The 12,783-nt window shown below is 64.3% G+C and carries 8 protein-coding genes; 1 reads left to right on the top strand and 7 read right to left on the bottom strand.

Annotation, left to right across the window (positions count from 1 at the left end; genetic code table 11):
• Positions 1-298: 298 nt before the first annotated feature.
• The 5 genes from I2E26_RS00820 to I2E26_RS00800 all read right to left on the bottom strand — a co-directional run bounded on the left by I2E26_RS00820 (position 299) and on the right by I2E26_RS00800 (position 5,286).
• A complete protein-coding gene (locus I2E26_RS00820; RefSeq protein ID WP_195419241.1) occupies positions 299-967 on the bottom strand; it encodes a DUF4230 domain-containing protein in 669 nt (222 codons plus the stop codon).
• A 116-nt stretch (positions 968-1,083) separates the two neighbouring features.
• Positions 1,084-1,725 carry a MerR family transcriptional regulator gene (locus I2E26_RS00815; RefSeq protein ID WP_195419240.1) on the bottom strand — a complete coding sequence of 214 codons (642 nt, stop codon included), beginning with the start codon at positions 1,723-1,725 and terminating at the stop codon, positions 1,084-1,086.
• A 133-nt stretch (positions 1,726-1,858) separates the two neighbouring features.
• Positions 1,859-2,713 carry a hypothetical protein gene (locus I2E26_RS00810; RefSeq protein ID WP_195419239.1) on the bottom strand — a complete coding sequence of 285 codons (855 nt, stop codon included), beginning with the start codon at positions 2,711-2,713 and terminating at the stop codon, positions 1,859-1,861.
• A gap of 200 nt (positions 2,714-2,913) precedes the next feature.
• Positions 2,914-4,641: a protein kinase gene (locus I2E26_RS00805; RefSeq protein WP_195419238.1), complete on the bottom strand. Its 1,728-nt coding sequence runs from the start codon at positions 4,639-4,641 to the stop codon at positions 2,914-2,916.
• A 189-nt stretch (positions 4,642-4,830) separates the two neighbouring features.
• Positions 4,831-5,286, bottom strand: a complete 456-nt coding sequence (locus tag I2E26_RS00800; RefSeq protein ID WP_222705698.1) for a helix-turn-helix transcriptional regulator — start codon at positions 5,284-5,286, stop codon at positions 4,831-4,833.
• A gap of 244 nt (positions 5,287-5,530) precedes the next feature.
• On the opposite strand from I2E26_RS00800, the gene I2E26_RS00795 reads away from it, so the two are divergent.
• The gene (locus I2E26_RS00795; RefSeq protein ID WP_229056304.1) at positions 5,531-6,658 is read left to right on the top strand and encodes a hypothetical protein; all 1,128 of its coding nucleotides are present in this window, start codon (positions 5,531-5,533) and stop codon (positions 6,656-6,658) included.
• 571 nt (positions 6,659-7,229) lie between these two features.
• On the opposite strand, the gene I2E26_RS00790 is transcribed toward I2E26_RS00795, so the two are convergent.
• Positions 7,230-11,843, bottom strand: a complete 4,614-nt coding sequence (locus I2E26_RS00790; RefSeq protein ID WP_195419237.1) for a 2-hydroxyacyl-CoA dehydratase — start codon at positions 11,841-11,843, stop codon at positions 7,230-7,232.
• A gap of 2 nt (positions 11,844-11,845) precedes the next feature.
• Entirely contained in the window at positions 11,846-12,580 is a 735-nt protein-coding gene (locus I2E26_RS00785; RefSeq protein WP_370551411.1) for a TetR/AcrR family transcriptional regulator, read from the bottom strand.
• Positions 12,581-12,783 lie beyond the last annotated feature (203 nt).

Genomic DNA, 12,783 nt, shown 5'->3' with positions numbered 1-12,783 from the left:
TATCGACCGCGGTCCTATCTTCCGCCCCCACGGGGGTTTCCACTTGAACCTGCTCTTGACCATGCTCTTCTACATCCATCGCGTCCTCCTAAACAAATGACCTGACACCATGTCTCATGCACAGATTAGACCGAAAAAAGATGCATCTGCAGACATATGGCGGGCCCTTCGGTCAACGGAAATCAATACCGCCCCTACACCCTACCCCCAGGACAGCACGGTCGCGTTGTAGATCGCAAATGCCGCTATCGCGAGCACTGCGATGACCACTACGGCGATCAAGATATTCTTATTCACGCTACTCACTATCCTTCGGCGCAACCCAGGCGATCTCGATCTTGGGAGCATCCTCACCACAAGCGACATCAAGGATTCCCTGGAGGTTGGCTTGGGTGCTCTTCTTTGCCTCTTCCCTTAGGCCGCCCTCTTCCGCCTGCTGGTTGCTCTTGGCGATGCAGTCGCGCTGGAACGCATCGACATCCTCCACATGGATGGGGTTCAGCACGTTGTTGTGCTCCTCGAGCACGCCCGAGACGTCCATGTTGGGGATGTTCTGCAGCACGGGCTCCGGCAGTGTCACCTTGAGCACGCCCGAGCTTTCGGGCTCCCAGGTTGCCTTGCCCAGGTCCACACTTGCCTCAATGCTGCCTGCATAGAGGTACCAGAAACTGTTTTGCGTGAACGGAATCTCAATCAAGTCGAAGAGCTTGTTCTTGTCTCCCGCCTTCTCAACGATCATGTAGTCCTGCGAAGCCGTCACCATATCGCTACGATCGATAACACGACTCATGATCATCGAGGTATCAATGGTCTCGACCTGCGGCTCATCCTTGGGGTTGTACCACTGGAAAAACAGTACGCCGCCCGCACCCAGCAGCAGGCCCGCCACGAGCGCAAAGACCACGCTCTTGCGGATAGAAAATGACTTGCCGCCCATCAGCTTCTTCATCTTCTCTTTCACCGTCATGATATTTCTCCCTTTCTCTTTCCCGATACGCGATGGCTAGCCGACCTCCCCATCTACCGCCAAGCGATTGCCCCATAAAGCTGCCCGTGGGAGTACCCCACGCCCAGCCGCATCGCCTACGCGCCCGTCCAACCGACCGCCGCCTCGACCAGCCGCTCATATGACCCCGGACCCGCCCACAGGTCGATCGCGAGGTCCATGCCGGGCTCGTCCAGAACCTGGCGCAACCGCATGCAATCCTGCACGCCAAATTGGAACTGCGGAGCGCCATCGACATCGGGGGCCATCAGGCGCGCAATGAGAAACCTCAGCATATCGACGGTCTCGGCGCCCAGACGGTCGTTCAGATACTGCTCGAGCGACTCCTGCGCGCGCCGGGCGCTCCCTTCGAGCGCGTAGCGCAGCACGCGTGCCCGTTCGCGCTTTGCCTGAAGCTCGTCGAACTCTTCGGCCGCGCGGTCCTCGACGGCCCTCAGCGGGTCGCACAGGCCCTCGACCCCAACCGAGGTATCCATCCTGGTCGCGATCTCGGGCAAGCTGAATCCGGCCTCGTGCTGCAGCTTGACCAGGTACAGCCAGCCGATATCCTCGACGCTATAGCTGCGTCGGCCCCATGAGCCATCGGCGGGCTGCAAAATCCCCGCGCCGCCGCGCCGACGATCGGCGTAGCACGACCGCGTGATATCGCGGCGTTCCATATTCAGAAGACTCACAACCTGCGAGATCTTCCATCCCTCTGCCGGCACACGCTGCCCCATGGAGCCTCCTCTCAACCATTCCATCAAGCCTGTTCAACGGTTGAACAGCAAGGCTATGAAGCGCGGGCGCGCCAGCAAGACCATGCGTCTCGCCAGCGCGCCCTCGTTCGTCTCGATCACGCGTCCGATGTGCTTACGCCTCGAGCTTGGTCACATACAGCGTGAGCCCCTCAAGCGTCTTCGAGGACACCAGGTTGCTATACTCAACGCCATCCAGGTCCTTCGAATACGTGTAACTCATCACCGTGTTAGGCGCGACGTCCTGATCGACGACGACGTACTGCGCGAGCGCGGCCTTGTCTTCGATATCGACCGCGGCGCCGTCTTCGGTCACGATCGTCAACCTGATCCAGCTGTCACCGTAGCTGTCGGCGAAGAAGCCGCCCATGGTGGAGTAGCCGCATTCCGCCAGATTGCGCCCCACGTAATCGCGGATGTAGTGCGTGTACTTATCGGGCGATATCTCGAGCGGCGTCATCGCGGTATCATGCGACTTCCTGCTGCCCGTCTTGTCCACGGCCAAAACGATCTCGTCCAAGCTCACATACGAGGTGAGGTTCTCGTACTCGACGCCGTCCTCGTCCACCTCGAAGGTGAGCTTGATCTCGGTGTTTGGCTCGACATTTTGCCCCACGACAACGTACTGCTTAAGCAGCTCCTCATCTTCGGGATCGATAAACGTGCCGTCCGGCGCGACATAGACGATTTTCACGATGCCCTCGCCGTACCGATCGCGTCGGAAGCAATCGAGAGCCGTGTAGCCGATAGACGCCGCGTTCATGCCGCGATAATCCTTGACGTACCACGTGTACTTATCGGGCGACGGCTTGATGGCCACACGCTTGCCGAAACCCTTGGCATCGGGTTTTGCCGGCTGCTCCTGCGCCGGCTCGGCACTTCCGCCCGCAGTCGTACCGCCACAGCCGGCAAGGCCCAGCACGCCCGCCAAGGCGGCTACCGCCGCCGTGACCGCAACGCTCTTCTTCATCTCAGCACACTCCTTCGACATGATGCGACGGCTTCGCGCAGCGCGTTGCCGCCGCATTCCCTGATACGGTGTACCTGATTCTCTATGCTTTTGGAGCGGGAAGCTTCCCCTGCGAGGGGAAGACGCGCGGACGACGGCCCGCTACGGCGAGGGCACCGGATGCGGTGGCGGTGCGGCGGCGCGTCGGGCCCGCGACCCGCCTACAGCGCCCGAGCGACCACGTCGACCGTCGCGTATTCGGGGCAGTAGAAGCTGTCGATCGAGAACGGCGCGCGCTCACCCGGATCTGGAGCCGTCACGTACCCGCTTGCGCCCGTTACGATAGCGCCCTCGACATCGCGAAACACCGCAGACAGCCACACGATTCCCGTCGTGAACTCCTCATCGCCTTGCTCGACCATCTCGACCTCGCCCGAAACCGTGGTACGGCCCGAAGCGCCACTCGCCACGGAAGCGCCGTGGACCTTGTACGCCGTAGGCTTGCCGGCGTTCCTGCGTACCTGGAAGTCCATCGGCTTCTCCAGCGAAAACTCAACGGTCGCAGGCTTCGTGCCGTTGCCGCACATGCTCGCAAACGCAGTCGTGGTCTGAGGAAACAGGGCTCCCACGGCCTGCGTCGTGGAGAACAGCACGAAGCCGTCCTCGTCGCGGCCCGTGATGCAAACCGCGGCGTCGTCAACGGCAAGGTCCCCGCTCGCATTCTTAATGACGATCGCGAAATCAACAAGGCCGGCCTCATTCGCCCGCCAGCCGCTCTCGATGATTCGAAGCGACTCCGCAGCGCGCCGTACATCGTCTTCGCGCGCTGCTCCACCCCCCGAAGCGGGCCCGATATCTTCAACCCGACCTGCTTCCGCATCGCTCGCCGATAAAGGCGGGCGCGTCGGCTTGGTGAAGGCCTTGTACGCGATGACGAGGCCGCCCGCGACAACCGCGCCCGCCAGCATTAGCAGCGAGATGCTGTGGGCAATCGAGCGCATGCGGCGCCCGGGCGCACGCTGCGCATCGGATGCAAGCGCGTGCGGCGCAGGTTCCTCCGGCGCATCCGGGTCGTTCGCGGGCGCCGCGACAGGCCCGGCAGCCGACGTAGAAGCATCCGCCGCATTGGCGTCGGCATCCTCCCCGCGCAGCGCGCCATCCAAAGCGGCCGCAAACTCGCGCGCGCCCTGGTATCGCGCGCTCGGCTCGAAATTGGTCGCCCGCTCAACCAGCCGACGCGCAGACACGGGCACGCGCGACTCGTCGCGCAGCGCGGCCTCGAACTCGCTGATGCAATCTTCGTCGGGCTCGATAGCCGTGAGCATGTAGCCCAGCAGCCGCCCGGCGGAAAACACGTCGGAGCACACGCCAGCGCGCGAAAAGAACTGTTCGGGTGCCGCGAAACCCCAGGTTCCCCGGGGGCGCACGACGCCGTCCGCAAGCCCCGTATCCACCGCGATGGGACGAGCGTTGCCGAAGTCGACCAAGTGCGCGCCGTCGGCGGCAACGACCACGTTGCCAGGTGCGATATCCAGATGCGCTACGCCGCAAGCATGCAGCGCGGCAAGCGCCTCGCACACATCGCGTGCGAGCGGAACCGCCACGCCGGCGTCGAGCGCACCCGCACGCCCCACGAGATCTTCGAGCGCTTCGCCCGGCACGTAATCGCACACGACTACGAAGCAATCGGGCATTTCGTACGTTGCCACCACCTGCGGCAGACGGGGGCAGTCGCCGCCGGCAAGCGCCGCCCAAACCGAACGGTTCGCATCCTCCAGGGGCATTTTCTTGCGCACGAACGGACCGGCTCCCTCGATGGTTACCAGCTCCGTGGCGCCGTTGCGGCCCCGGGCGAGCACGCGCTCGACATGGTAAGCGTCGTCGATACCCATCGCGTGCATGATCTGGTCGTTGTTCAAACCGGGAATCCTCCGCCTATACTCAGCCATTCGCGCTCACCCCCTTCGCGCGCGCCGCGCAACGACAGGGCAAGCGCGACGATTGTAGGCCAAGGCATGGCGAAATGTTTCCCCTTGCAAGGGAAGACAAGCCCAGGTCCCGTGCCGATACGAAGCAGAAAGGCCCGCCGAAACCCACGGCGGCAGGCCGTACGAAGCGAACGCGGGCGCCACGCGCGCTCATCGCAGGTCGCCCGTGACCTTGAGGATCCCCCGCTCACCCAGACGGTAGAGCTCATCGTCGCACTCCTCGCGCGTGTAGCCGTGCTCGATGCACCAGATAATGATGGCATCACGCGCGTCTTTGGGCCACAGGATAGAAAGGCCGCTCAGGCGCAGCAGGCGCTGCGTTTGAGCAAGATTGCACTCCAACGCAAAGGCGATTCGCAGGGCACCGTCTCGACCGGGCTTGCCCTTGCCTTCAAAACACCTATAGAGCTGCGGGCTCGACACGCAGGACATTCGCGCAAGCTGGGATCTGTTAAGCCCGCGCGCGGCGAGCAGCTCCGACAAATAGTCCTTCAGAGCGAAGTTGACCGTCTCGGCCTGCGCAAGGTACGCCTCGGAGGTGTCCGCCTCAAGCAGGCGCGACAGAAGGTCCTCGGTGAGCCGCTCGCGCTCCATCTCTTTCAGCATCTCGTCCCCTGTTCGCTCGCATGCCGTTTCTCACCCATTATAACCATCGCGCCCGCCCTTCCCCTTTGGGCGAGCCCAAGCGAAGCGGCGTTGCGCGCGGTCCGCAGGAGCGAGCACCCGTAACGCCCAAACGACCCGTTCGCAGATTGCATCGGCATACACCGCGGCGCGCGACCGCAAGATGCGGGATACTCGTTGCCAGCGACTAGAACCGACCTTCGGCTTCGAACCGGGAGGAACCCTCATGCTCGATGCGCGCGATGCCAAACTCATCAAGAAGTACTACCTGCTTCCCAAGGCCGCTTGGTACGCCCTGGTCGCGCTGTTCCTCACAGGCGGCCTCGCCATTCTCCTTGTGATGATCGACAACATCGGGCTTGGCTCCAGCGGCTTTGGAGACATGCAGGCAATCGCCATGGCCGTACTCATGGTGATCGAGGGCGCCGCCTGCATCGCCTGCGGCATCGCTGCCCGGCGCGGCCTCGGCAGCGAGCGCTGGCAAAAACTCGAGCGCGAGGCGATGGGCGCCAACGCCGATATCGACTCGAACCCCGCCCTCGCGGGCGGCATCGGCATGGCTGCCGCAGGACGCCTGGTCGATACCCTGGACAACGACGATCTCGACGCGCTGAGCACGGGGCTCGAGGTCGCCGGCGCCGCCATGGCAACCTACGGCTTCTTCGACACCATGCGCCGCATGAGCAAGGCGGCGGCCGCGGTCGCGCACGTCCACGGACTGGAGCTCCCCGGGCTCGGCCGCACGCGCCTGCTGGTTATGGGCCTGCCGCTCCTGCTTCTGACGCTCGCCTTCGTCCCGCGCTTCATGGACTCCGCCGCGCTGGCCTCGGCCTCCCAAGAGGCGTCGGCGCGCACCATCCAGGCATTTGGCACCGCCCTCGAGCCGGTATGCAGCTACACCCTCGCCGATGAGCCGCTCGAGCATCGCCGGGACGGCGGATACCGCGTGAGCGGCAACATCACCGACGAGAACGACGACGCCGTGGCAAGCGTCGCAATCGAAACAGACGAGCTAGGCGCCGTCGACAGCGTGGCATACAACGCCGATGTCGACATCGCCCGCACGCCCGAAGAAAACCTCGCCTTCGCCGAGGAGTGCTTCGCGCGCGCTTCCATGAAGCGCTCGCGAGCGTCGATATCGAGGCAGAGGGAATCGAGCTACTGGATGCGGGACTCGTGCAGAAGCCCGTGCTTCCCGAGGAGTTCCGCCAGGCCTTCCTCACCGGCGACTACTACACCGCCCTCGATGTCGACCTCGACGACACCGGCACGCTGCGCGCCTGGGCGCTCTTCGATACGGAGCCCCAAGCGGAGTTCGACGAGTACACGAGGCCGCGCATCTCCATCTACCTGATGGCAAAATCGTACTAGCAGCGGCAAGCCTCGCTCAATCCTCCGCGCGCCCGCGGGGCCGAATACTTCGAATCCGCACGCGACGCGTGCTCAGCCGCAATCCGCCATGTAGCCGGCTGTAATCCGCCGCGCGATCGGCTGCAATCCGCTGCGCGATCGGCTGCCCGCATCACATTTGAACCGCCTCCATTGCTGGAGCTTCGATCCCCTTGTCCCAAGACATGGAAGGCGGCTCTTTTTTTGGCCGAGAGCGCACAAAAATCGAGCGATCAAGCGCGCAGCGGGGCCCCTAGAAGTGCAATTTTGCCGACTTTGCACATCAGATTTGAAAACCCCCGAGTACAGATTTGCCCCCGGCGAGAGAATCCGCTGGTCAGAGATTTGCTACAAATCTGGTATACAAAGCACATCGCGATATGAATGGGTAAAGTCGCCAAGATTGCACTGGAGGCACGCCATAGACGGCGGCGCGAAGGCATCTCGAACCCCCAAAGTTAAGGCCTCGGACCGAGGGGGCATCCCCGATCCGAGGCCTGCTCACCTATGGTGATGCGGCATGCAAAACCATCGAGCTACTCGCCCTGGTCCACCCTGCTCGCACGCTTCCAATGCAAGCCGCGGCCCAGGCGACGGGCCACGCGCTCCACCTCGGCATCGCTCGTCAGATGATGCGGCTTCATGCGGCTCGTCACCGAATCGCGGCGGATGGTGGCGATGGGCTCCATAACGAAGCCCTTGCCCGCCCGCAGGTTCTCCTTGGCCACGCTGATCATGAGCTTGATACGGTTGAGCTGGTTGACCTCGGACGCACCGGGGTCGTAGTCCACCGCGACGATGTTGCTCTCGGGATGCTGGCGGCGCAGCTCCTTGATCACGGCCTTGCCCACCACGTGGTTGGGCAGGCACGCGAACGGCTGCGTGCAGATGATGTTGGGCGCGCCGTGTTCGATCAGGTCGAGCATCTCGGCCGTGAGCAGCCATCCCTCGCCCATGTTGTTGCACAGGCTCAGCACCTGCGTGGCCTTGTCGGCCATCACCGAGATCGGCTCGGGTCGCTCGAAGCGCGCGCTGCGCTCCAGCATCTCGTCCACGGGCGCGCGCATCCAGTCGATCATGCCGATCGCGCCGGACATCGCCGCACGCTCGGCCGCAGAGCTGCCGATCTCGTTCTTCTGCACGTTCGCGTTGCTCATGGCATACAGGAAGAAATCGAGCAGGCCCGGGACCACGGCCTCGCAGCCCTCGGCCTCGATGACGTCGACCACATGGTTGTTCGCCGTGGGATGAAACTTCACCAGGATCTCGCCTACCACGCCCACGCGCGGCTTGGAACCCTCGCCCACCAGCGGCATGGTGTCGAACGCCTGAATGGCCTCGCGCGACAGCTTTGTAAACGTGCGGCGGCTGAACGACGGCGCCATGGCGCGAGCCCGCTCCATAAACTCCTCGAACAGCGCGTTGGCCGCACCCGGCGCGGCCTCGTACGGACGGCAGCGATAGAGCATCTGCATCATCAGGTCGCCGAACAGCACGCTGTACACGGATGCCTTGAGCAGGCCCGGCGTGAGCTTGAAGCCCGGATTGTTCTCGTCGAGCTTAACCGCCGAAAGCGAGATCACGGGAATGTCCGGGTGCCCGGAATCGCGCAGCGCCTTGCGGATGAGCGCGATGTAATTCGTCGCACGGCAGCCGCCGCCGGTCTGCGTGATGACCACCGCCGTCTTCGACAGGTCGTAACGGCCGCTCTCGATCGCCTCCATGATCTGGCCCGTGACCAGGATGGACGGGTAGCAGATGTCGTTGTTCACGTAGCGCAGGCCCGCCTCGATGGCTCCGCGGTCGGTGGACGGCAACAGCTCCAGGTTGTATCCGCCTGCTCGGAAGACCTCTTTGATGAGGTCGAAGTGGATGGGCGCCATCTGCGGGCACAGGATGGTGTAGCCCGCCTCGCGCATCTCCTCGGTGAAGCTCACCTTGGGGAACGCCGCGCTGGCGCTCTCGCGCTGCGGCTCGAGGCGGTACTTGTGCGTGGCGAACACCGGTGCATCGGTGGACGGCGCCACGGGAGCGGCCTCGCCCTGCACGTAGGCGGCGCCGGCGCGCTCGGCCTCGGCCGCGCGCTCCGCCTCCTGGTCCTTGAGCGCGGCCATGAGCGAGCGCACGCGGATGCGGGCCGCGCCCAGGTTGGACACCTCGTCGATCTTCAGCACGGTATAGATCTTGCCGGACGCCTCCAAGATCTCCTGTACCTGGTCGGTGGTGAGCGCGTCCAGGCCGCAGCCGAACGAGTTCATCTGCACCAGGTCCAGGTCGTTGCGCATGGTAACGAAGCGAGCGGCGGCATACAGACGGCTGTGGAACATCCACTGGTCGACCACGCGGATGGGGCGCTCGGGCTTCACCAGATGCGCCACCGAGTCCTCGGTGAGCACCGCGAAGCCGAAGCTCGAGATGAGCTCGGGCAGCGCATGGTTGATCTCGGGGTCGTTGTGGTAGGGACGGCCGGCCAGCACGATGCCGTGCCCGCCGTTGTCCTCGATCCACTTCACGGCCTCCTCGCCCATGGTCTGGATCTGCTTATGGAAGCGCGCGTCCTCCTCGTACGCCGCGTTGACGGCGGCGTCGATCTCGGTGCGGGTGATCTTGGACCCGCGCACGCGCCCGCGGCCCGCCTCGGCGTCGGCCACGCGCTCGACCGCGATGAGCTCGTACAGACGGCGCTTCAGCTCGATCTTGTCGTGGTACGGCACGAACGGGTACATGAACTCGATGTGCTTCTCGCCGATCTCGTCGATGTTCAAGCCCAGCGCCGTAGGATAGCTCATCACGATGGGGCAGTTGTAGCAGTTGCCCGCCGTGGGGTCCTCCTTGCGCTCCCAGCGCACGCACGGCATCCAGATGAAATCGGGATCCTTCTCGATGAGGTTCATGATGTGGCCGTGGCTGAGCTTGGCCGGATAGCACACGCTCTCGCTCGGCATGGACTCGATGCCCGCCTCGTACGTCTTCTTGCTGGAGTTGTCCGACAGCACCACCGAGAAGCCCAGATGCGTGAAGAACGTATGCCAGAACGGATAGTTCTCGTACATGTTGAGCGCGCGCGGGATGCCCACCGTGCCGCGCGGCGCATCGGATGCCGGCAGCGACTCGCGGTTGAACAGCAGGTCGTTCTTCTTGGCAAACAGATTGGGCGCCTCGCTCTTGCGCGTGCGGTGGCCGGCGCCCTTCTCGCAGCGGTTGCCGGTGATGAAGCGCCTGCCCCCACCGAAATCGTTGATGGTGAGCTGGCAGTTGTTGGAGCAGCGGCCGCAACGCGCATGGCGCTGCGTCACGGTGAGCGCGGCGATCTCGTCGGCGGAGAGCACCGTCGAGATGCCGGTCGCGCCGGCGCGGTCGCGCGCCAGCAACGCCGCTCCGTAGGCGCCCATGCAGCCCGCGATATCGGGACGTACGGCATGCACGCCCGTGAGCTGCTCGAACGCGCGCAACGTGGCATCGGACATGAAGGTGCCGCCCTGCACGATCACCTGCGTGCCGATCTCGTGCGGATCGCGCAGCTTGATGACCTTGAACAGCGCGTTCTTGATGACGGAGTACGACAGGCCGGCGGCGATGTCGCCCACCGTGGCGCCCTCTTTCTGCGCTTGCTTGACGCGGGAGTTCATGAACACGGTGCAGCGGCTGCCCAGGTCGACCGGCGCCTTGGCCTCCACGGCCTCGGCCGCGAACGCGCGCACGTCCATGTTCATCGAGACCGCGAAGCTCTCGATGAAGCTGCCGCAGCCCGAGGAACACGCCTCGTTGAGCATGATGTGCTCGATCACGCCGTCGCGCACGCGCAGGCACTTCATATCCTGACCGCCGATGTCGAGGATGAACTCGACGCCCGGCAGGAAGGCGCGGGCGCCGCGCAGGTGCGCGACGGTCTCGATCTCGCCCGAGTCGGCCTTCAGGGCCTCGATGAGCAGCGCCTCGCCGTAGCCCGTGGTGGTCACGTGCCCGATGCGCACGCCGGCGGGCATATGCTGGTAGAAATCGGCCATGATGAGCTTGGCGGTGCCCAGGATGTCGCCGTTGTTGTTGCCGTACCAGGTGTGCAGCAGCTGGCCGTCCTCGCCCACCATGGCCGCCTTCATCGTGGTCGAACCGGCATCGAGGCCGATGAACACGCGCCCGCCCGCATAGGTGGACAGGTCGCCGCGCGGAACCACCTCGGCGTCGTGACGGGCCTTGAACTCGGCGAGATCCGCCTCGCCCGCAAACAGCGCCGGAAGGCGCTCGACCTCGGAGCCCTGCGTGTCACCCAGCGCATCGATAGCGGTGATGAGCTGGTCGAACGTGGCAAGCGCATCGGACTCGTGCGCCATCGCGGCGCCCGACGCCACGAACAGGTGCGCGTTCTCGGGGACGATGCGGTGCTCTTCGTCCAGCTCGAGCGTAAGGTAGAAGCGACGGCGCAGCTCGGAGAGGTACTGCAGCGGACCGCCCAGAAACGCCACGTAGCCACGGATGGGACGGCCGCACGCCAAGCCCGAGATGGTCTGCGTGACCACGGCTTGGAAAATCGACGCGGCCACGTCCTCCGGGCGGGCGCCCTCGTTGAGCAGCGGCTGCACGTCGGTCTTGGCGAACACGCCGCAACGGCTCGCGATGGGATAGATGGTGGTTGCGTTGGCGGCCAGCTCGTTCAAGCCGCTCGCATCGGTATGCAGCAGGGTGGCCATCTGGTCGATGAACGCGCCGGTGCCGCCCGCGCACGTACCGTTCATGCGCTGCTCGATACCCGAGTCGAAGTAGATGATCTTGGCGTCCTCGCCGCCCAACTCGATGGCGACGTCCGTCTGCGGAATGAGGGTTTCCACCGCGCGCTTGGACGCGATGACCTCCTGGACGAACTCGAGGCCGAGCCACTGCGCCAGCAGCAGGCCGCCCGAGCCGGTGATCGCGCAGGTCATCTGGGCATCGCCCAGCACGGCCGCGGCGCCCGCGAACAGATCGCGCGCGCAGGCGCGCACGTCGGTGTGATGGCGCTGGTACTTGGCGTAGACGATCCTGTTCTCGTCGTCGAGCACCGCGAGCTTCACGGTTGTAGAGCCCACGTCGATGCCCAGGTGCAGCGGACCCGCAGCGTTTTGCGGGTTCCAGATAGCGCCGTCGGACAGCGTGGAATTGATAGCTTCTGCCATGGTTAATGCCCTTCCTCGTGCCTCGCGGCCACGTCTTCGGATGCAGCCGGGGGTTCGGCGACCTTCATATTCATGAGGCGCAGCCCGTAGGCGGGAACGTTGATATCGATGGGCTTCCCGTAGAGGTCGCCCGGGCGCACGAACGCCACCACGGTCATGATGCACGCCATGGTGCGCGGGCTCTCCTTGAGGCCGTTTTGAAACCAGCGCTGCACGATACCCACCTCGGATGCGATCACGGAGCTGAGGTAGTAGTCGAAGAACGTCCCCAGGGCCGACGGGAGAATGCCCGTCTGCATGCGGCCCGACACGACCGCGCGCGCCAGATCGAGGACCTTCTCGATGAAGGCGGGGTCGCCGCCCGGCCCCAGCAGCGCGCCGATAAGGTCGCCGTTGTCTTTGAGATAGGCGAGCAGCTCCACCGATCCCGACGCGGGCTCCGCCACGTCGATGCGCTCGTACAGGTCCTCCAGGGTGGCTGCCGCGATGGCGTCCACGTACACGCGCACCTCATCGAGCACCGCTTCCTCCACGCGCTCGATGAAATCGGGGATGTCCTTGTAGTGGCTGTAGAACGTGCGGCGCGTGAGGCCCGCGCGATCGGTGAGCGCCGCGACCGTCACGCGCGACAGGTCACCCGTCTCGGCGATTTCCGCAGCGAGCGCATCGCGCAGCATGCGCTGCGAGCGAAGCGAACGGCGGTCGCATTTCTGGGCGGCTTGGACTTCCAACGTCACGCGCCCCTTTCTGAATTGTAAGGCTATTGCACTGTTCGAGCATTATTGCACAGTGTGTGAATGAACATTGCACCGTCTCGTTTTCCCCATAAAACGAGTGGCATATCAACACACGGCGCCCCGCCTCGAAAGACGATATGAGTTGAACATTGGGGCCCCTCCCCTTGTAGCTCTATCGTGGGTCGGGCGACAATGGTCGTAGC

The organism is Collinsella sp. D33t1_170424_A12 (assembly GCF_015554865.1).
In the GTDB taxonomy this organism is placed as follows: Bacteria; Actinomycetota; Coriobacteriia; order Coriobacteriales; family Coriobacteriaceae; genus Collinsella.
Note: the sequence above shows the minus strand (reverse complement) of the source record. Positions and strands in the feature narration are given on the sequence as shown.